The sequence below is a fragment of the Streptomyces sporangiiformans genome (genome assembly GCF_005768555.2).
Taxonomy (GTDB): domain Bacteria; phylum Actinomycetota; class Actinomycetes; order Streptomycetales; family Streptomycetaceae; genus Streptomyces; species Streptomyces sporangiiformans.
In genome coordinates, this window is sequence record NZ_VCHX02000160.1 from 23,755 (window position 1) to 43,445 (window position 19,691).

The following is a 19,691-nucleotide window of genomic DNA, read 5'->3' on the forward strand; positions in this document are numbered from 1 at the left end:
TCGGGAGCCGGAGCTACGCCCGTCGGGCGGGAGGCTCCCCAGTTCGTCCCTAATGGGGTACTTGGCTTGCCCCCGTCCCCGTGAGCGCACGCTGCCATGTGAACTCATCCCGGGGTGGGTGTGGTACGGGGTGCCTTGACCTCGCGGGTCAAGGCACCCCTTGGCGACGCCCGAACTAGGCCCTGTCGTTCGGATCAGCCCGGCCGTGAGGTGCGGCGCCTCTCGACCGCCCTGACCCCGCGGCGCCGGGATGATCCAGCCGAGAGGGCCTAGCCCAGATACCGGGCCACCGCCTCCTCGATCCCCGCCGCGTCCGCACCCTCCGCCGCCCAGGCCACGTATCCGTCGGGCCGGACCAGGACGGTCGTCCGGCGGTCGCCCGCCCAGCGCTCCACGATCAGCCACCCCTCACGGACACCGGGGCCTTCGTACGTCCCGGGCGTGATCAGCACGAACCGGCCGCCGCGCAGCGCCTCGTAGAGCCTGCCGTCCTTCAGGGCGACGTCGGAGACGCGGGTGCCGGTGAGGCGGTGGGCGCCGCGGGGGGCGGGGTAGGCGTAGCCGATCCCGGTGATCTGACCCAGGGCCTTGCGCTGGACGGGCGGGGCGATGTCGACGAAAGCGGAGACAAGGGCGCGGGCGGCACGCAGCAGCGGATTCCGCGCGCGGGCCAGCCGGACCAGTCCGCCACTGCTGCGCAGCACCGCCCTGCCGACCGGGTGGCGCTCGGCCTCGTAGCTGTCGAGGAGCCCTTCGGGCGCCCGACCCTGGACGGCCGCGGCGAGCTTCCAGCTCAGGTTGGCGGCGTCCTGGAGGCCGGTGTTCATGCCCTGCCCGCCGGCCGGGGAGTGGATGTGCGCGGCGTCCCCGGCGAGGAAGACCCGCCCGACCCGGTAGTGCGGTGCCTGGCGCTCGTCACTGTGGAAACGGGAGAGCCAGCGGGCGTCGTGCATGCCGTAGTCGGTGCCCAGGGCACGGCGGGTGATCTCCTTGACCTCGTCGAGGTCGAGCGGGGCGTCGTCGGAGACCTCGTTACGGCGGTTCCAGCCCATGACCCGGTACCAGCCGTCGCCGAAGGAGGCGATCATCGCGAAGGTGTCGCCGCGGCCGTTGACGGTGAGGACGCCCCCGGGCTTCTCGGCCAGCCGGACATCGGCCAGGATCAGCGACTTGATGACGGAGACACCGGGGAAGTCCAGGCCGATCGCCTCCCGCACGGCGCTCCGGTGACCGTCGGCGCCGACGACATAGGCCGCCCGGCGGGTGACGACCGCCCCGTCCGCGCCGCGCACGTCGAGGTCGACCCCCTCGTCGTCCTGCCGCAGCCCCACGACCTCGCTCTCGTACGCGAACGCGACCCCAGCCTCCCGGGCCCGCCGCTCCAGGAGCCGCTCGACCTCGTACTGCGGGGTGATGAGCAGGAACGGGAAACGCGAGGGCAGCGTGCTCAGATCGAGGGAGAGGCGGCGGAAGAGCCGCAGGCCGGTGATGGTGTCGCCGGTGGTGAGGAGTTCGTCGGCGAGGCCGCGGGCGTCGAGCTGCTCCAGAGTGCGGGCGTGCACCCCGAAGGCGCGGGAGAGGTTGCTGATCTTGCGCGGCCGCTTCTCGATGAGGGTCACGGTGACGCCGGATGTGGCGAGGTCACCGGCGAGGAGGAGGCCGGTGGGGCCGGAGCCGACGACGATCACGGTGCGGTGGGTGGCGGTGCCGTTCATGGTGGCCTCCTGTTGCCAACGCTTGCTTGCCCTCACCTAGTGCCAACAAATGTTGGCCAACGATCGTTGACGAAGATAGCGAGACGCCAAGAAGGATGTCAACAGTCGTTGGCAAACAATTGTTGGCGAACACTTGTTGACCTACGCCCGTTGGCCTACGCTTGTTGGCATGAACGGCAGCGACAGCACCTCCACGGTTCCCGGCTCCGGCGCCCCCCGCCGCTCCGACGCCACTCGCGGCGCGATCCTCGCGGCGGCCCGCGAGCGCTTCGCGACCGACGGCTACGAGCGAGCCACCATCCGCGCCATCGCCAAGGACGCGAACATCGATCCGTCGATGGTGATGCGGTACTACCGCAACAAGGAGGGCCTCTTCGCGGCGGCCGTCGCCATCGACCTGCGGCTGCCGGACGTGAGCGGGGCGGACCGCCGGCAGGACGCGGGGCGGATCCTCGTCGAGCACTTCCTCGACATGTGGGAGAACAACGAGGTCCTCACCGCCCTGCTGCGGGTCGGCGTGACCAACCAGGCCGGGGCGGAGCGCATGCAGGGCATCCTGCGGGACCAGCTGCTGCCGGTCGCCCGGCAGGTGTGCCCCGACCCCGAGCAGGTCCCGGCACGGGCGGCACTCATGGCGTCGCAGCTGCTGGGGCTGGCGCTCACGCGGTACGTGCTGCGGATGCCACCGGCGGTGGGGCTGGCGCGGGCGGAGATCGTGGCATGGCTGGCACCGACGATCCAGCGGTACCTGACCGCGCCGAGTCCCTGAGGCTTGCCGAGCACTCGTATCCGCCGGGGCCACGGGACCGGTAGGGCGCTGGGAGGCCGCCCAGTACATGAGAGACCCGCCGGGCGCCGAGAAATCCGGGCCCAGGAGGCCAGCCGAGCGCCGAGAACCCGCCGAGCCCCTGACACGCCTAGGCGGTCTCGTTGGATCATCGGCCGGACCAGAGGAAGATGCCTGCGATGTGGAGTCCGGCCAGGTAGATGGTGGCGGTCTTCTCGTAGCGGGTGGCGATGCCTCGCCACTGCTTCAGGCGGTTGATGCACCGCTCGACGGTGTTGCGCTGCTTGTATGCCTCCAGGTCGAAGGCCGGTGGCCGGCCGCCTTGGCTGCCCCGTCGCAGCCGGTGTCCGCGCTGGTCAGCGGGGACGGGGATCACTGCCCGGATGCCGCGCTTGCGCAGGTGCTCGCGGATCGCGCGGGAAGAGTACGCCTTATCCGCCAGAACCACGTCCGGTCTGGTGCGTGGCCGTCCTCGGCGGCGGGGAACCCGCAGGCGGGCCATGACGTCCGTGAAGGCAGGTGCGTCGCCGACCTGGCCTGCGGTCAGGACGAACGCGAGAGGCCGGCAGCGGTCGTCGGCAGCAAGGTGGATCTTTGTGGTCAGTCCGCCACGGGACCGGCCGATGGCATGGTCGTCCGGTTCACCGGCCGGGGCCCCTTTTTGCGGGCCCCGGCCGCGTGCTGGTGAGCCCGCACGATCGTGGAGTCCACCGAGACCGCCCAGTTGAGGTCTTCCTCCGCGTCGGCCTGGGCCATCAGCGCGGTGAATACCCGCTCCCAGGTCCCGTCGACGGCCCACATCCGCAGCCGGTTGTAGACCCCTCGCCAGTTGCCGTACTTCTCCGGCAGATGGACCCACTGGGTACCGGTCTGGAGCTTGTAGGCGATCGCGTCGATCACCTCACGATGGTCCCGCCAGCGGCCACCCCGTTTCGGCGTCCGGTCCGGGAGTAAGGGCTCAATCCGCGCCCACTGCGCATCAGTCAACGGCACACCTGGACCAACGACCGACTGATCCAAACGAAACTGCCTAGGCAAGCCATCGTGCTCTGGCTAGACTTTGGCGGTCTGTGCCCATAGGAGCATGACTCCCGCGAAGAGCAGGAGGCCAGCACCTACGGTCATGATCAGACAGAGACGGACAGTCCGGTCGGAGCTCCCCAGCGCGTGCCGGACTGTCCGTCCAATCTCTTCAATTAGCTTCTTCCACATTTGCATTTCACCCCCGCCCCGAATTTGTTTTGACCGAATACGCAAAAAACCCGCCTCTCGGCGGGCTAAATTATTTCTTACCCACCAATTTTCCATGTGCGCAAATTAATCTTTGCTGCACATGGGGCCTTGGCGGGATGGGGCAGAGGCTAGCAGGGGGCCGCGATACAGGCAACCCACCCCTATCGCTTGGCAGTTGGCCCTGAGATGGTCAGGTCCTATCCGCTGTTTAGCTAGCCCGCTGGGTCGACTGTACTTGTCCGGGGCTGGGCCGATGCCCGTCGGGCAGGACGCCCCCCCAGTTCGTCTCGGACGGGTCACTTAGCTGCGAGCGTGATGAGGGCTGCCTTCCGGTCCGAGAACAGCCCAGAGCAGAACTCGCGCACTCGCCGCCGGAAGATCAGCATCTTGAGCTTCTGTCACCGGTGTTGATGGATAGGACAGCCCATGAGGATGCCGGTCGCGTTGGTACGGCAGTCGTCGGCGCGTCCTCTGACCGGAGCCCGCTGGTCACCGGAGCGTGAAAGAAGGACCAGAGGAGCACTGCGGCAGACAGAGTGATGATCACCATCGGGCTCGGCCAGCCGCTGGCAGGTGAGCGGGTCACAGGTCTACGCCTGCGACGGGTGAGCCACAGGGGTCTCCGGATCAGGGCACCGGCGTGGGGAGGCAACAGGTGGGTGCACTCCTCGCGGCGGCCAACCGCAGGGCGGGTCGGACGGGCACGGAATCGCTTGGAACCCTCGCGCGTTGAGGACAGTGGGCATGGGATGCCGGTGGTGTGCGAGCCGAGTAGCCCGAGTGACCGAGCTGACAGATATGAGAGGGGCCGTAATGGCTGCGCAGACGCAGAGGGCCGTGCTGGCCGGCGGATGCTTCTGGGGGATGGAGGAGCTGATCCGCCGACTCCCGGGCGTGACGGCGACCCGGGTCGGATACACGGGGGGTGACGTGCCGAACGCGACGTACCGTAACCATGGCACGCACGCGGAGGCCATTGAGATCCTTTTCGACCCCGCGAAGACCGACTTCCGCGCGATCCTGGAGTTCTTCTTCCAGATCCACGACCCGAGCACCAAGAACCGCCAGGGCAACGACATCGGCCTCAGCTACCGCTCGGCGATCTACTACGTGGATGACGAGCAGAAGCGGATCGCCGAGGACACGATCGCGGATGTGGACGCCTCCGGGCTGTGGCCCGGCAAGGTCGTCACCGAGGTGGAGCCGGTCGGCCCCTTCTGGGAGGCCGAGCCCGAGCACCAGGACTACCTGCAGCGTTACCCGGACGGTTACACCTGCCACTTCCCGCGCCCGGGATGGCGGCTGCCCGCCCGCGCGGAAGGCTGACCGCGAGGTGGCCCCCCGATCGCCGAGGTAGTGCCCCGCAGTGCTGAAGCCGTGCGGCTCAGCCGTCGGTCGTGGCGACGCGTGGGGCCCGGTCAGCCTGGCCGCTCGTTCAGTCCCGCTCGTTCAGTCCCGCTCGCTCAGTCCCGCTCGCTCAGTGCGGCAGCGTCGCGGGGCTTCCTCCGTTCGCCTCGTACCCCGCTACCGCCAGCGCCCGGTAGACCGCGTAGTCCGCCGCCGGGTCCGGCGTCAGCGTCCATGGCAGCGCCCCCACGTGGCCGTCGACATGCACCAGCTGGTTCATCGCCTCCGCCCAGCGCTCGCCGCGTACCAGGAAGAACACCAGGAGGTGGCGGACGTGCGCGAGCATCGGGTCGTCGGAGCGGGCCGCGTGCACCGCGTAGAGCGCGCCGTGGACCGCCTTCGTGACGACCTCGCTCTGGTAGAAGGCCCGCACGAGGTTGACCTCCGGCAGGTGCTCGAAGACCGCGAAGAGCGGCATCGCCGCGAGCAGCGACCCCTGCGGCGCGCGCGCCGCCGCCGCCTCCGCGAAGGCGTACGCCATCTCGCGCGAGCCGTGCCACTTCTCGCACCAGTAGTGCAGAGCCGCCAGATGTGCCCCCATGTGCGACGGGGCGCGGTCCAGGATCTTCAGCCAGAGCTTCTCGAACTCCGCCTGCGAATACGCCAGCCCGCGGCCCACGGACAGCTCGATGATGTACGGGATCGGGTCACCGGGGGAGAGCAGCGCCGCATCGCCGCAGGCCTCCCTGGCCTCCTCCATGATGATCCGGAACTCGTCCGTCCCTGGCGTCGACGTGCGCCATGCCTGCTGCACCAGGAACTCCGCGTGCACCGCAGCGCCGCCGGCGTCCTTGGGATTCTCGGCCCGCCACACCCGCAGCCACTGCCCGCCGGGGCTCTCGGCGACCCCGCCCGGGCGCTGCTGCAGCTCCAGCGACGCGGCGCCCGCGAAGGCCTGTACGCGCTGCCAGCGCAGCTCGCCGTCCATCTCGGTGCCGGCGAGGAGCTGCGACGCGGCACGGTAATCCTGGCTGCGCTGCACCAGGTCCAGGACCTCCAGCAGGTCCTCGTCGGGGCCGGGCATACGGATGTCCAGCTCCTCCTGGCGCAGGAAGCCGTAGTTCGCCGGGTCGGCCGCGTCCGGGTCGCCGGGTGCGACCTGCTGGATGCCGGCACGCCTGCGCATCAAGATCGGCCCGAGGACGAAGCCCAGCATGACCAGCGCCATCAGGACCCAGAGAATCTCCATGACACAAGCGAACCAGACGGGTCCGACAATTGGCCAACCTGGTCACGAACAAAGGTCCTGAGAGGGCCACGAAAGTGCCTCGGAGAGGGGCATGAAGGTGTCTCGCAGAGAGTCACGAAGCAGAGAGTCACGAAGGTGTCTCGCAGCGCCCCGCGCCCCCCCGCAGAGCCGACCCGCTGCCATCCACCGTCACGAATCCCCGCGGCGCACTACCCTCGGTGCCCATGAGCGACAGGCACATCAGCCAGCACTTCGAAACCGTGGCGATCCACGCGGGGAACACCGCCGATCCCCTCACCGGCGCGGTCGTCCCGCCGATCTACCAGGTCTCGACCTACAAGCAGGACGGCGTCGGCGGGCTGCGCGGTGGCTACGAGTACAGCCGCAGCGCCAACCCCACCAGGACCGCCCTGGAAGAGAACCTCGCCGCCCTGGAGGGCGGTCGCCGCGGCCTCGCGTTCGCGTCCGGACTGGCGGCCGAGGACTGCCTGTTGCGTACGCTGCTCGCCCCCGGCGACCACGTGGTCATCCCCAACGACGCGTACGGCGGTACGTTCCGTCTGTTCGCGAAGGTCGTCTCCAGGTGGGGCGTCGAGTGGTCCGTCGCGGACACGAGCGATCCGGCAGCGGTACGGGCCGCCCTCACGCCGAAGACGAAGGCCGTCTGGGTGGAAACGCCGTCCAACCCGCTCCTCGGCATCACCGACATCGCCGCCGTCGCCCAGATCGCGCGTGAGGCGGGCGCCAAACTGGTCGTCGACAACACCTTCGCCAGCCCCTACCTGCAGCAGCCCCTCGCGCTCGGCGCGGACGTCGTCGTGCACTCGCTGACCAAGTACATGGGCGGCCACTCGGACGTCGTCGGCGGCGCGCTCGTCGTGAACGACGAAGAGCTGGGCGAGGAGCTGGCGTACCACCAGAACGCGATGGGCGCGGTCGCGGGGCCCTTCGACTGCTGGCTGGTGCTGCGAGGCATCAAGACGCTCGCCGTACGGATGGACCGGCACAGCGAGAACGCCGAGAAGGTCGCCGAGATGCTCACCCGGCACGCGCGCGTGACGCGCGTTCTGTACCCGGGTCTCCCGGAGCACCCGGGGCACGAGGTCGCAGCCAAGCAGATGAAGGCGTTCGGCGGCATGGTCTCCTTCCAGGTCGAGGGCGGCGAGGAGGCGGCCGTCGAGGTCTGCAACCGCGCCAAGGTGTTCACGCTGGGCGAGTCGCTGGGCGGCGTCGAGTCCCTCATCGAGCACCCGGGGCGCATGACCCACGCGTCGGTGGCCGGCTCGGCGCTCGAGGTGCCCGCCGACCTCGTACGCCTCTCCGTAGGCATCGAAAACGCCGACGACCTGCTCCAGGACCTCACACAGGCCCTCGGCTGAACGCCTGCCGGTCCGAGCGCGGTGCCCACCAGCCCGCAACGCCGACCAGCCCGTACGCCTACCAGCCGGTGAGTGGTGGAGTCGTCTCCGACGGCGGCTCCACCCACGGCCGGGCCATCGACGCCCACACCACGAAGGCGACCGCCGCCGCGAGCAGCAGCAGCCAGAGCAGGCGCCGGGCCGCCTTCCTGCGGCGCAGCATGCGGCGGCCGCGCCGCACCACATCCGCGTGCAGGTCGGGCGGCACGGACGGCGGCGCGCCCTCCAGCATGCGGCGGACGGCGTCCTCCCTGCGGTTCAGCGCGCTCATGACGGCGCCACCTTCGCCACCGTCGGCGCCGGCTCCCGCGGTGGATGCAGCGCGGTCGCCATGGCGCGGGCACAGATCGCCCGTACGCGCTCCAGGGGCAGCCCAAGCAGCGCCGCCGTCTGCTCCTCGCCCACGCCCTCGTACATCCGCAGGACCAGGATCAGGCGCTCCTGGGGAGTGAGGTGGCGCAGTACGCCGCCGGTGTTCGGGCGGCCGCGCGGGTGTGCCCAGCCCAGTCCGCCGTACTGGTGCCAGGCCCCGCGCGCGAAGCGCACCGCCAATTGCTCCCGGGCGCGGTCGTACGGGTCCTCGCCGCGCAGCCGGTCCCAGATGGCGTACGTATGGGCGAGAGCCGCTGTGAGCAGGCGCCGCGCGCGCGGGTTGTCGTGCGGGGGCTCCGCGGTGAGCAGCGTGGCGGCATGCAGCAGTCGCCCTGCCGCGCCCGCGACGAATGCCTCGAACTCCCGGGCTCGGCGGGCGCCTTGGAACGCCTGCCGTTCTCGCACCGCTCCTCCCGACTCGGGGAAACCGGGCCCCGGGCGTACGACGAGCGCGGCGGCGTACCACTGAGGGCGATCGCGTACTGGTCGTGTACTACAAGGGGGCCCGGTCTCATATGAGGCCAGGCACGGCCCCCCGGTCAAGAGTCCGGCACGACGCAGTCCCGGCGGCCGGATTCCGGCGGCCGGACGGCTGTGCGGGCGTGATCGGTCGCAGCCATGTCCGCGGTGCGTGGTCGCCGTCGGTCGGCGTGGCGGCGTGGCACGCGGTGCGCGGTACGTGGTGCGCGGCGCTCAGGACGGCGTCGGCTCCTCCATGGAAGGCGTGGCCATCCGGGCCGAGAGCGCGACGTTGAAGCGTGTGAGGAGTGCGCAGAACGCCTCCCGCTCCTCCGGGGCCCAGTCCTGCGTGAGCTCGGCCATCAACTGGCGCCTGGAGGAGCGGACTTCCTCCAGGCGGGAGAGTCCGCGTGGCGACAGCTGGAGCACCACCGCGCGTCCGTCCTCCGGATGCGAGGTGCGCTTGACGAGCCCGGTGTCGACGAGCGGGGCGACCTGACGGGTGACCGTCGACGAGTCGATGCCCATGCTCGCGGCGAGCGCCTTGACGCCCATCGGGCCCTCTTTGTCGAGGCGGTTGAGCAGCAGATACGCGGCTCGGTCCATGGAGTTGCGGACTTGCCCGACCCCGCCGAGGCGGGTCTGTTCTGCACGGCGGGCGAACACCGCCACCTCATGCTGGAGCGATTCGAGAAGACCGGTGTCACCGACGGTCGTCATGTCCATCGACATTTCAGGTGTTGTGGGCATGGCCGGGGGCTCTATTCATTGCGTGGGGCTGGGTTGGGGGACAGAGTACGCGGACGGGGCGCGGGCCGTACCGGGGCTGAGCAAACCGGTCCCGGACCGTGGTCACTACCAATGGTGCTCCGCGTGGCCTGCGAGACTGGTGGTCATGAGCTACAGCACGGCTGACTCCTTGCCGACGGTGACCCTCGACGACGTGCGGGGCGCCCAGAAGATGCTCACGGGTGTGGCGCGCGTGACCGCCATGGAGGGCAGCAGGTACCTGTCCCGGCTGGTGGGTGCGCCGGTGCACTTCAAGTGCGAGAACCTGCAGCGGACGGGTTCGTTCAAGCTGCGCGGCGCGTATGTGCGGATCGCGGGGCTGCTTCCCGAGGAGAGGGCCGCGGGCGTCGTCGCGGCGAGCGCCGGCAACCACGCGCAGGGCGTCGCGCTGGCCTCCTCGCTGCTCGGCGTGCGTTCCACGGTGTTCATGCCGACGGGCGCCCCGCTGCCGAAGGTCGCCGCCACGCGGCACTACGGCGCCGAGGTGCGCCTGCACGGCACGGTGGTGGACGAGACGCTGGCCGCCGCGCAGGAGTACGCGGCCGAGACGGGCGCCGTGTTCATCCATCCCTTCGACCATGCCGACATCATCGCGGGCCAGGGCACGGTCGGGCTGGAGATCCTGGAGCAGTGCCCCGAGGTGCGCACGATCGTGGTCGGGATCGGCGGAGGCGGGCTCGCCGCGGGCATCGCGGTCGCCGTGAAGTCGCTGCGGCCGGACGTACGGATCGTCGGGGTGCAGGCGGCGAGCGCGGCGGCGTACCCGCCCTCGCTGTCGGCCGGGCGCCCGGTGTCGATCGAGAACCCGGCGACCATGGCGGACGGCATCAAGGTGGGGCGGCCCGGCGACGTGCCGTTCCGGATCGTCCGCGAGCTGGTGGACGAGGTCCGTACGGTCTCCGAGGACGACCTGTCGAGCGCGTTGCTGCTGTGCCTGGAGCGGGCGAAGCTGGTCGTCGAGCCGGCCGGCGCGAGCCCGGTCGCGGCGCTGCTGAGCAGGCCGGAGGAGTTCGAGGGGCCGGTCGTGGCGGTGCTGTCCGGCGGCAATGTGGACCCCCTGCTGATGCAGCGCATCCTGCGGCACGGCATGGCCGCGGGCGGCCGCTACCTGGCGGTCCGGTTGCGCCTGACGGACCGCCCCGGCGCCCTCGCCACGCTCCTCGGGGTGTTGTCAGTGGTGGACGCTAACGTGCTTGACGTGAGCCACGTACGGACCGATCCGCGGCTCGGGCTCACGGAGGCGGAGGTCGAGCTGCACCTGGAGACGAAGGGGCCGACGCACTGCGCCGAGGTGGGCCTGGCGCTGCGGGAGGCGGGTTACACGGTCATCGACTGAGGGCACGGCCGCCGCGTACGGGCGTCGTACGTCGTGTACGGCTGCCGCGTACCGGGTCGTCGGCGGTGCTCGCCCCGGTGTTGCCGAGCCGCTCGGATTCAGGTCGGAAAAACCCGTTGAGAAACGCGATACATCGCGTTACGGTGTGTCACCTGCCACAGCTGCGTCACGAGCAAGCTCCTTCCGTAGAAACGCAACCCTTGGGGGAACTCACATGCCAGGCGCCATCTACGCCGAAGGTCTCGTGAAGACCTTCGGTGACGTAAGGGCTCTGGACGGCGTCGATCTCGATGTCCCGGAGGGCACCGTCCTGGGCCTGCTGGGCCCGAACGGCGCGGGCAAGACCACCACGGTGCGATGCCTGACGACCCTGCTCCAGCCCGATCGGGGCAAGGCGATCGTCGCGGGCATCGATGTGCTCAAGCACCCCAACGAGGTGCGGCGCTCGATCGGCCTTTCCGGCCAGTTCGCCGCGGTGGACGAGTATCTGACCGGCCGCGAGAACCTCCAGATGGTCGGCCGGCTCTATCAGATGCGGGCGAAGGACGCGAAGGTGCGAGCGGACGAGCTGCTCGAGCAGTTCAACCTCGCCGACGCCGCCGACCGCACGGCCAAGACGTACTCCGGCGGTATGCGCCGCCGGCTGGACCTCGCGGCGGCGCTCGTCGTATCGCCGCCGGTCATGTTCATGGACGAGCCGACGACCGGCCTCGACCCGCGCAACCGCCAGCAGCTGTGGGAGGTCATCAAGCAGCTGGTCTCCGGCGGCACGACACTGCTGCTGACCACCCAGTACCTCGAAGAGGCCGACCATCTCGCCCACGACATCTGCGTCGTCGACCACGGCCGCGTCATCGCCCGCGGCACCTCCGACCAGCTCAAGGCGCGGACCGGCGGCGAGCGCGTCGAGGTCGTCGTGCACGAGCGCGAGCACATAGCGACCGCCTCGGAGGTGCTGCGCGGCTTCGGCAAGGGCGAGACCAGCGTCGAGGAACACACGCGCAAGCTGACCGTGCCCGTCGCCGGCGGCGCGAAGCTCCTCGCGGAGGTGATCCGCGAGCTGGACACCCGCGGTATCGAGATCGACGACATCGGCCTGCGCCGCCCCACTCTCGACGACGTCTTCCTGTCCCTGACGGGACACCACGCCGATGCGGAGGACGAGGGGAACGGCGTGGTGCAGGACACGAAGGGCCGCAAGGCCAAGGCCAAGAAGGAGACCGCTTCATGAGTGCCGTCACCGACACGGTGCGGGCCGTACAGCCGGGGGGTGCCATCGGTCAGTCCGTACGGGACTCCCTGGTCGTCGCCAAGCGCAATCTGATCCGGATGAGCCGCATCCCTGAGATGGTGATCTTCGGGCTCATCCAGCCGATCATGTTCGTGGTCCTCTTCACGTATGTGTTCGGCGGCTCCATCGACATCCCCGGCGCCCCCGAAGGCAGCGCCGGGCCCTACCGAGAGTTCCTGATGGCGGGCATCTTCGCGCAGACCGTCACCTTCGCCACGGCGGGCGCGGGCGCGGGCATCGCGGACGACATGCACAAGGGCCTCATCGACCGCTTCCGCTCGCTGCCGATGGCGCGCGGCGCGGTCCTCACCGGCCGCACCCTCGCCGACCTGGTGCAGACCGCGCTCACCCTCGTCGTGCTCGCGGTCGTCGCGCTGCTCATCGGCTGGCGTACCCACGAGAGCATGGGCAAGGTCCTCGCCGGCTTCGGCCTGCTGCTCCTGCTCGGCTACGCGTTCTCGTGGATCGGCGCGCTGATAGGACTCTCGGTGCGGACCCCGGAGGCGGCCACGTCGGGCGGCCTGATCTGGCTGTTCCCGCTGACGTTCATCTCGAACGCCTTCGTGCCGGTCAAGGGCATGCCCACGTTCCTGCAGCACATCGCGGAGTGGAACCCCTTCAGCGCCACCGTGGCGGCGGCCAGGCAGCTCTTCGGCAACACCGTCGCGAACCAGCCCAAATCGCTGACCGGGGCCTGGCCTATGGAGCAGCCGGTCCTGGCCTCGATCCTCTGGGCCGTCCTGATCATCGTGGTCTTCCGCACCCTGGCCGTGCGCAAGTACCGCTCGGCGACGGCCTGACGAACGACCCGGCGTCCCGTATGGACGACGTGGCCACGGTGCACGATGTGCACAGGGGCCACGCCGTCGTCCACGGCAGGTCAGCGACCGCCGTCAGGAGCAGTGCACGTTGCTGGTGGAGCGCTTGAACTGCCGTGTCTTGTCGTTGTGCTTGTAGAACGACAGCGACTTGTACGAGCCGCAGCCGGCCAGCTTCACCGACGTCCACACCCAGCCGGTGCGTCGCTTGGTGCAGGCGTTGGCGACCTGGACGTCGGGGGTGTACGGGTGCGCCTGCAGCAGTGAGACGCAGGTCTTGGCGCCCTTCGGCATCGTGCCCGTGATCTTCGCCCGGGCGTAGACGCGCCCGTTCTTCCTCTTGGGCGGCTTCGGGGTCAGCTTCACGGCGCTGACGCTGACGTCCTTCGAAGCAGCCGGGGATACGTCGGTCGCACTCGCCGTGGCGGCACTGCCGGCGAGCAGGGCAAGGGTCGCGACGGTGGCCGCGACGGAGCGCTTTGTGCGCACTGGGCTGACTCCTTCCGGGGCGGAGCAGGCAGGTTGGCCTGCACATGTCATCCTGCCTGCGCCCTGTGTCCGCCGCTATTGGACCTTGGTGCATTGCCCGAAGAGGCAACAGTCGCTCGGGAATGAGCGCGGCGGTGATTTCTTCTTTTCCACGTCGGGAGTTCGGATGGGCCGCACTCGCGGCGGTGTGGAATGACCAGTCCGGTGCCGGGGGGGGGCGCCGTCAGCCGTGGTGGTGGACCTGCCGACGGCGGCCGACTTTCGCCCTTTACTTCAGCACTTGAAGCGCCGGCTCCCTAACCATCCCTCAAATGCAGGCCCGGGCATATCTGGTTATGGTAGACATTCGAGATAACGGCAGCCTCAAGGCGAGTCCGCAATCCCAACTTTCCGACGATGTGCGCGACGTGAGCCTTGACGGTGCGCTCCGCGATGCCCAGCTTCCGGGCAAGGGTGCGGTTGGGCAGGCCACCGCCAAGGAGTATGAGGACCTGCCTCTCGCGGTCGGTCAGCTCGTTGAACGCCGGTTCGTGTCCGGCGGGGTGAACGGCGAGTTCGCACGGGCAGTGCATTTCTCCGGACCTGTGAAGTGGGCTGCGGAGGTAGTCACGCTCCGCCTCCTGGTTCGTCACAGTGATGGACTCCTTCCCCGTTTTCATGCAACTTCACGTAGCACTGTAGGGGGGAAAGTTCGCGTCCGGGAAGCCTTGGAAGAAGTGGCCCCGCAGGCGGCACATCGAGTCACTTGAGCTTTATTTGAGGAAAAACTTCCCGGTAAGCCTTAATGGCTTGCAGAGAATCAATATTCCGCAAGCCGACGCAGGTGACGCGGGCATGGCTACGCCCCGGCGCGGGAACGCCGGGGCGTACCGGAGGTGCTGCGTCGGCCGGGCTCGGTCCAGGCGGACAGGCCGAACAGGCGGGCCGGTTCGCGTGGACCCGGGTGTGAGCTCAGGCCGCGTACGGCTTGGCTTCGAGGATCTTCACCGAGGCGAACTTGCCGTTGGGCAGTTCGTACTCGGCGTCCTCGCCGACCTTCTTGCCGTTCACGCCGGAGCCCAGCGGGGACTGCGGCGAGTACGTCTCGATGTCCGCGCTCGCGTACTCGCGCGAGGCGAGCAGGAACGTCAGCGTGTCGTCCTCGTCGCCGTCGAAGGCGATGGTGACGACCATGCCGGGCGCGACCGCGCCGTCCGCCGCCGGCGCCTCGCCGACCTTCGCGTTCTCGAGGAGCTGGGTCAGCTGGCGCACCCGGAGCTCCTGCTTGCCCTGCTCCTCCTTGGCCGCGTGGTACCCGCCGTTCTCGCGCAGGTCGCCCTCCTCGCGCGCGGCCGCGATCTTGGCGGCGATCTCCGTGCGCGCAGGACCAGACAGGTACTCCAGCTCGGCCTTCAGCTGGTTGTACGCCTCCTGGGTCAGCCAGGTGACGTTCTCGCTGGTCTGGGTCACAGGTGCTCCTCGTCGGTACTGGGAATACAAAGCATCGCCCTACCCAGAAGAATGTTCCTTCAGAGGTGGGCGAAACCACGAGCCTAACAATTCAGCGACGGAAGGGGGAGGACATAAGCCATCAGATTTGCGTCACCGCAGGTCAGCGTCCCGTTTCCATGGGGTGACCTCGGGCGTTGGGGGCGCGGATCCGGCCACCACGCGCCCGGCGGCCCCGGTTCGCGGCGCGCCCGTGGCCCCTCGGCCCCGGGTTCGCGGCGTGTCCGGCGTCCTCCGGCGTGCCGGTCTCAGTCGGCGTGGCAGCCGAGCAGTTCCGCGGTGGTGCCCCGGCTGGTCGTGCGCAGCGTGACGACCTTGTCGATGCGTGAGGCGTCCTGGTCGAAGCGGAAGTCCGCGCGGCCCACCTCGGCGCCGTCCTCGGCCTGCGAGCGCACGGTGCAGTAGCCCTTGGCGTCCGCGTCCTTGCGTACCTCCAAGTGCACCTGCACCGCCGTGCCGGAGGTCTTGAAGGTGATCACTTCGGCGCTGATCTTGTTGCCGGCCACGTAGTGGTACGCGAACCAGCCGATGAGGACGACCAGGGCGGCGCCCAGGACGCTGCCGACGATCTTGAGCTTGCGATCGGCACGCTCGTCCGCGGAGTGGCCGTACCGGCCCTCGGGCAGCTGCGTGCTCGCCGTACTCATGATCGTCCTCTCTGCGGGGGCGCACAGGACTGGGCCCCGGAATTTTTCGCCCCCCGATTCGGTCACTATAGAAGCCGCCGATCGCACCGTTTCCCACGGGGCGCCGACATACGAGGATTGTGTCTTGACTGACCAGCTGCGACTGATGGCCGTGCACGCGCACCCCGACGACGAGTCGTCGAAGGGCGCGGCCACCATGGCCAAGTACGTGTCCGAGGGGGTGGACGTGCTGGTCGTGACCTGCACGGGCGGGGAGCGCGGCTCCATCCTCAATCCGAAACTGAAGGGTGACAAGTACGTCGAGGAGAACATCCACGAGGTACGCAAGAAGGAGATGGACGAGGCCCGCGAGATCCTCGGCGTCAAGCAGGAGTGGCTCGGCTTCGTGGACTCCGGCCTCCCGGAGGGCGACCCGCTGCCTCCCCTCCCCGACGGCTGCTTCGCCCTGGAGGACGTCGACAAGGCGGCGGGCGAGCTGGTCCGCAAGATCCGCTCCTTCCGTCCGCAGGTGATCACCACCTACGACGAGAACGGCGGGTACCCGCACCCCGACCACATCATGACCCACAAGATCTCGATGGTGGCGTTCGAGGGCGCGGCGGACACCGAGACGTACCCGGAGTCGGAGTACGGCCCGGCCTACCAGCCGCAGAAGCTCTACTACAACCAGGGCTTCAACCGCCCGCGCACCGAAGCGCTGCACAACGCCATGCTGGAGCGCGGCCTGGAGTCCCCCTACGGGGAGTGGCTCAAGCGCTGGGACGAGTTCCAGCACGTCGAGCGGACCCTGACCACGCACGTTCCGTGCGGCGACTTCTACGAGATCCGCGACAAGGCGCTGATCGCGCACGCCACGCAGATCGATCCCGACGGGGGCTGGTTCCGCGTGCCGATGGAGCTCCAGAGGAAGGTCTGGCCGACGGAGGAGTACGAGCTCGCGAAGTCTCTCGTCGATACGTCCCTCCCCGAGGACGACCTCTTTGCGGGCATCCGCGACAATGCCTGACATGAGCGCAAGCGCAAGCCTGGCAATGGCACTCGTCCCTCTCGCGAAAGAGGTCGACGAGGACAAGGTGACCCCTGGTGTCCTCGGCTTCATCGTGTTCGCGGTGATGGCTCTCGCGGTGTGGGGGCTCATGAAGTCGATGAACCGGCATATGGGGAAGGTCGACTTCAAGGAGACGTCCGAGCGGGGCGACTCCGGTGAGGGCGGCGGCTCGGAAGGCAAGGCCTCGCCCGCGAAGGGCTGAGCCGACACCCGGGCCCGGTACATACGTGCCGGGCCCGGACTTTCCGGTGGACGGAGTTCCGGTGGACGGAGTGGAGCGCGTCCGCAGGCCGCTGCGCCTCGTCGACCCCTACGAAGGATCGTCGGCCCCTACGAAGGCTCGTCGCCCCTACGAAGACGGAGCCGTCACTGTGACTCCCATCACCTCCCGGGCATGCCGGTTCGGCACCATCCCCAGCCGCCACGCCTGCCAGCCCGCGTCCAGGTCGGCGCCCCGCTCCAGCAGCAGCTGATACGCCTCGATGTAGTCGTCCAGCTTCCCGTCGCGGGCCGGATGACCGGTGCGGGAGAGCTGGGCCAGTTCCTCCTGGGCGACGGCGGTGCCGATCTCGACGCCGCCGGGGGAGGCGTACGGCAGCAACGTGCACCTCAGAAAACGGGCCCAGTCCTCGCCTCGGCGGTCGCCGTAGGAGGCGAACAGGGACGCCGCCTCGTCGCACAGCGAGAGAGCGGACTGGGTACGGGCGTTGCCCGCGTCCACCACCGCCAGCTCCAGGCAGGTCCAGGCCTCGCCGTGGGCGACACCGATGCGCTGGAAGTCCGCGCGGGCGTCCACCAGGAGCTGACGGGCGAAGCCCGAGTTGCGCAGCGAGCCCGTCTGGGCCGCCCGCTGGTCACGGGTCGCGCGGGCCGAGTGGTGACGGGCGCAGGCCAGACCGTAGACGTCGCGGATACGGGAGAACATCGTGCGTGAGCGCTCCAGCTCCCTGACCGCCTGGTCCCGGTTGCCCGACTCCTCCAGGGCCTGGCCCAGGTAGTACACCGTCCACGCCTCACCCCGCGCGTCCTCGTTGTCGCGGTGGCGGGCGGCCGCCTGGCGCAGCCCGTCCATCGCGGAGGACGGATCGCCGTCGACCAGACGGGCCCGGGCCAGCTGGGTCAGGGCCCAGGCCTCGCCCCGGGCGTCGCGCGTGCGGCCGTACAGCTCGAGGGCGTCGCGGAGTTCCGCCTCGGCGCGCGGTACGTCACCCATGCGCAGCCCCAGCTGGCCGAGCTGGAAATGGGCCCAGGCCTCGCCGTGCACGGACTCGCCCTGCCGGTGCAGGACCAGCGCGTTGGTCAGCAGATCCAGGGCCTCGGCCAGACGGGCGCGGTCCCGCTCCACCGCCGCCAGTGCGTGCATCGTCCAGGCACGGTCCGCCGCGAGCTCGGGGGAGGCCTGGAGGTCCATGGCCTCCTGGAGCCTCGCCGCCGCCTCGGACAGGTTCCCCTGGTGGTGGAGCGTGATCCCGAGGGAGCAGAGCGCGCGTGCCGCGCCCGCGTCGTGGTGGGCCTCGAAGTAGAGGTCCACCACCGAGGTCAGGGTCGTCCGCGCCTTGTCGAGCTCGCCGAGCTGACGGGCGGCGATGCCCGTGCGCCATTGGACCGAGCGCATGAGCAATCCCTGGTCCACCGCCTGCGTCAGCTCGCTGATCTCGCCCAGCCGGTAGAGGTCACCGCGCAGCAGGCAGTAGTCGCACAGGGCGCCGAGCAGGTTCAGCACCGCCGCCTGGTTCACGCCCTCCGCGTGCCGCAGGGCCGCCGTGATGAAGCTCGACTCGTCGTCCAGCCAGCGCAGCGCCGCGTCCAGCGAGGTGAACCCGTGCGGGCCGACCGTGTCAGCGCGCGTCGACGTCTTGCCGTCCACCAGGCGGATCACCGAGTCCGCCAACTCCCCGTAGTTCACGATGAGTCGTTCCTGGGCGGCCGTACGCTCGGCCGGTTCCTCCTCGTCCAGCAGGCGGGCCTGCGCGAAGGCGCGGACGACGTCGTGCAGGCGGTAGCGGCTGCCGCGTACGTGGTCGATCAGTCCGGCGCGTGACAGCGCCTGAAGGTGGCGGGTCGCCTCCGGTTCGTCCGTCGCCAGCAGGGCCGCCGCCGCGGCCGCGCCCAGCGAGGCCCGGCCCGCCAGGGCCAGTCTTCTGAACAGCCGCCGGGCCGAGTCCGACTGGTCCGTGTACCGCAGCCACAGCGCCCGTTCGGCCGGCTCGACCGGGCCGTAGGCCGCCAGATCCGAGGCGAGCTGCCGGGGCGTACGCGGGCCGATCGACGAGCCCGCGATACGCAGCGCCAGCGGCAGACCGCCGCACAACTCCCGCACCTGGTCGGAGGATTCGGCGTCGTACGGGCCCGAGGTGTCCTGCGCCGCCGCGTTCAGCAGCTCCTCGGCGCCCGGTGCGTCCAGCGGTTCCACGGCGAGCTGATGCACCCAGGCGGGGAGGTCGGCGGGCAGGTCGAGCGGTTTGCGGGCGGTGACCACGACCAGGCTGTCGGAGCGCTCGGGCACCAGCGTCCGCACCTGCTCCGCATCGCTCGCGTCGTCCAGCACGATCGTCACGGGCAGGCCGGTCAGATGCTGGTGGTAGAGCTCGCTCAGCCGCCGTACCTGCTGCTCCGGCGAGGAGCGCTCCCGGAACAGCAGCTGCTCGCGCGAGGCGCCGAGCCGGTTGAGCAGGTGCAGCAGCGCGTCGCGGGTGGGCAGCGGCGGCTCCTCCGGGCTGTCGCCGCGCAGGTCCACCACGCACGCCCCCCGGAACTGGTCCTTGAGCTCGTGCGCGGCGCGGACGGCGAGTGTGCTGCGGCCCGAGCCCGGGGCGCCGTGCAGCACGACCACCGTCGGTTTGGTCTCCGTGCTCGCGCGGGCCGCGTGCACCCACTGCGCCACCCGTGACAGCTCCTGCCTGCGGCCCGCGAACGGACCGTCGGGCTCCGGTAGTTGGTCGAAGGACCGCTCCAGGACGCTGCGCCTGCGCGCCGCCGCGCTCTTGTCGGTACGCCGCAGCTGTGGCGCCCCCTTCTTCGGGCCGGTGGACGCGATGAGTACCCGCTGCTGGTCGATGAACGGGCGGATGCCGCGCACCTCCAGCGCCGTCAGCCACTGGAGTCTCAGCTGTTCCGGCCCGCCCGGCTGGCCCAGGGCGCCGGCGCGGCGGCTGGCGGCCGGCAGATGGGCGGCCGTCACCTTCGCCACCGTCGCCGCGGCGCC

General features: G+C 69.9%; 19 protein-coding genes and 1 pseudogene. 8 read left to right on the forward strand and 12 right to left on the reverse strand.

Annotated features, from left to right (window positions below):
• Positions 1 to 269 precede the first annotated feature (269 nt).
• A complete protein-coding gene (locus FGD71_RS26280; protein WP_119102997.1) occupies positions 270 to 1,715 on the reverse strand; it encodes an FAD-dependent monooxygenase in 1,446 nt (481 codons plus the stop codon).
• Positions 1,716 to 1,884: 169 nt separating this feature from the next.
• On the opposite strand from FGD71_RS26280, the gene FGD71_RS26285 reads away from it, so the two are divergent.
• The gene (locus FGD71_RS26285; protein ID WP_119102998.1) at positions 1,885 to 2,484 is read left to right on the forward strand and encodes a TetR/AcrR family transcriptional regulator; all 600 of its coding nucleotides are present in this window, start codon (positions 1,885 to 1,887) and stop codon (positions 2,482 to 2,484) included.
• A 166-nt stretch (positions 2,485 to 2,650) separates the two neighbouring features.
• Here the strand turns inward: FGD71_RS26285 and FGD71_RS26290 are convergent.
• Positions 2,651 to 3,522, reverse strand: a protein-coding gene (locus tag FGD71_RS26290; RefSeq protein ID WP_420878349.1) for an IS5 family transposase whose coding sequence is annotated in 2 segments (ribosomal slippage) — positions 2,651 to 3,156 and positions 3,156 to 3,522 — 873 coding nt in all. Because the reading frame shifts where the segments join, the coding sequence is not laid out codon by codon here.
• 1,026 nt (positions 3,523 to 4,548) lie between these two features.
• On the opposite strand from FGD71_RS26290, the gene msrA reads away from it, so the two are divergent.
• Positions 4,549 to 5,061, forward strand: a complete 513-nt coding sequence (msrA, locus tag FGD71_RS26295) for a peptide-methionine (S)-S-oxide reductase MsrA (protein ID WP_033323708.1) — start codon at positions 4,549 to 4,551, stop codon at positions 5,059 to 5,061.
• Between the two features lie 151 nt (positions 5,062 to 5,212).
• Here msrA and FGD71_RS26300 read toward each other — a convergent pair whose 3' ends face one another.
• The gene (locus FGD71_RS26300; protein ID WP_119102999.1) at positions 5,213 to 6,331 is read right to left on the reverse strand and encodes a hypothetical protein; all 1,119 of its coding nucleotides are present in this window, start codon (positions 6,329 to 6,331) and stop codon (positions 5,213 to 5,215) included.
• Between the two features lie 224 nt (positions 6,332 to 6,555).
• Here FGD71_RS26300 and FGD71_RS26305 point away from each other — a divergent pair, with 224 nt between their 5' ends.
• On the forward strand, positions 6,556 to 7,710 hold the full coding sequence (locus FGD71_RS26305) for a cystathionine gamma-synthase (RefSeq protein ID WP_162931226.1): 1,155 nt from the start codon (positions 6,556 to 6,558) through the stop codon (positions 7,708 to 7,710).
• A 58-nt stretch (positions 7,711 to 7,768) separates the two neighbouring features.
• Here the strand turns inward: FGD71_RS26305 and FGD71_RS49075 are convergent, their stop codons facing one another.
• The 3 genes from FGD71_RS49075 to FGD71_RS26320 all read right to left on the reverse strand — a co-directional run bounded on the left by FGD71_RS49075 (position 7,769) and on the right by FGD71_RS26320 (position 9,312).
• Positions 7,769 to 8,020 carry a hypothetical protein gene (locus tag FGD71_RS49075; protein WP_420878350.1) on the reverse strand — a complete coding sequence of 84 codons (252 nt, stop codon included), beginning with the start codon at positions 8,018 to 8,020 and terminating at the stop codon, positions 7,769 to 7,771.
• Positions 8,017 to 8,526 (reverse strand): sigma factor-like helix-turn-helix DNA-binding protein, encoded by a 510-nt coding sequence (locus FGD71_RS49080; RefSeq protein WP_119103001.1) that lies wholly within the window; start codon positions 8,524 to 8,526, stop codon positions 8,017 to 8,019. Before FGD71_RS49080 ends, FGD71_RS49075 begins: the two co-directional genes overlap by 4 nt.
• Positions 8,527 to 8,814: 288 nt before the next feature.
• Entirely contained in the window at positions 8,815 to 9,312 is a 498-nt protein-coding gene (locus tag FGD71_RS26320; protein ID WP_181359278.1) for a MarR family winged helix-turn-helix transcriptional regulator, read from the reverse strand.
• A gap of 163 nt (positions 9,313 to 9,475) precedes the next feature.
• On the opposite strand from FGD71_RS26320, the gene ilvA reads away from it, so the two are divergent.
• The 3 genes from ilvA to FGD71_RS26335 all read left to right on the forward strand — a co-directional run bounded on the left by ilvA (position 9,476) and on the right by FGD71_RS26335 (position 12,796).
• Positions 9,476 to 10,705, forward strand: a complete 1,230-nt coding sequence (ilvA, locus tag FGD71_RS26325) for a threonine ammonia-lyase (protein ID WP_119103002.1) — start codon at positions 9,476 to 9,478, stop codon at positions 10,703 to 10,705.
• A gap of 214 nt (positions 10,706 to 10,919) precedes the next feature.
• Positions 10,920 to 11,936, forward strand: coding sequence for an ATP-binding cassette domain-containing protein (locus FGD71_RS26330; RefSeq protein ID WP_119103003.1), 1,017 nt, complete (start codon positions 10,920 to 10,922; stop codon positions 11,934 to 11,936).
• Positions 11,933 to 12,796: an ABC transporter permease gene (locus FGD71_RS26335; protein ID WP_119103004.1), complete on the forward strand. Its 864-nt coding sequence runs from the start codon at positions 11,933 to 11,935 to the stop codon at positions 12,794 to 12,796. The genes FGD71_RS26330 and FGD71_RS26335 overlap by 4 nt, the downstream gene beginning before the upstream one ends.
• A gap of 93 nt (positions 12,797 to 12,889) precedes the next feature.
• On the opposite strand, the gene FGD71_RS26340 is transcribed toward FGD71_RS26335, so the two are convergent.
• The 5 genes and pseudogenes from FGD71_RS26340 to FGD71_RS26360 form a co-directional block, all read right to left on the reverse strand.
• The gene (locus tag FGD71_RS26340) at positions 12,890 to 13,303 is read right to left on the reverse strand and encodes a hypothetical protein (protein ID WP_119103005.1); all 414 of its coding nucleotides are present in this window, start codon (positions 13,301 to 13,303) and stop codon (positions 12,890 to 12,892) included.
• A gap of 113 nt (positions 13,304 to 13,416) precedes the next feature.
• Positions 13,417 to 13,558: pseudogene (locus FGD71_RS49085) on the reverse strand (IS5/IS1182 family transposase); the annotation flags it as partial.
• Between the two features lie 41 nt (positions 13,559 to 13,599).
• Entirely contained in the window at positions 13,600 to 13,935 is a 336-nt protein-coding gene (locus FGD71_RS26350; RefSeq protein ID WP_338120082.1) for a LuxR C-terminal-related transcriptional regulator, read from the reverse strand.
• Between the two features lie 319 nt (positions 13,936 to 14,254).
• Positions 14,255 to 14,752, reverse strand: a complete 498-nt coding sequence (gene greA, locus FGD71_RS26355) for a transcription elongation factor GreA (RefSeq protein WP_119103006.1) — start codon at positions 14,750 to 14,752, stop codon at positions 14,255 to 14,257.
• A 287-nt stretch (positions 14,753 to 15,039) separates the two neighbouring features.
• Positions 15,040 to 15,438 carry a DUF4307 domain-containing protein gene (locus tag FGD71_RS26360; RefSeq protein WP_119103007.1) on the reverse strand — a complete coding sequence of 133 codons (399 nt, stop codon included), beginning with the start codon at positions 15,436 to 15,438 and terminating at the stop codon, positions 15,040 to 15,042.
• A gap of 145 nt (positions 15,439 to 15,583) precedes the next feature.
• Between FGD71_RS26360 and mca the strand changes: the two genes are divergently transcribed.
• Both mca and FGD71_RS26370 read left to right on the forward strand, forming a co-directional pair.
• Complete coding sequence (gene mca / locus FGD71_RS26365; protein WP_119103016.1) at positions 15,584 to 16,444, forward strand: mycothiol conjugate amidase Mca; 861 nt, start codon at positions 15,584 to 15,586, stop codon at positions 16,442 to 16,444.
• Entirely contained in the window at positions 16,437 to 16,688 is a 252-nt protein-coding gene (locus tag FGD71_RS26370) for a hypothetical protein (RefSeq protein WP_119103008.1), read from the forward strand. The genes mca and FGD71_RS26370 overlap by 8 nt, the downstream gene beginning before the upstream one ends.
• Positions 16,689 to 16,835: 147 nt before the next feature.
• On the opposite strand, the gene FGD71_RS26375 is transcribed toward FGD71_RS26370, so the two are convergent.
• Positions 16,836 to 19,691, reverse strand: a 2,856-nt coding sequence (locus FGD71_RS26375) for a tetratricopeptide repeat protein (RefSeq protein WP_140935948.1), incomplete at its 5' end; no start/stop codon positions are given.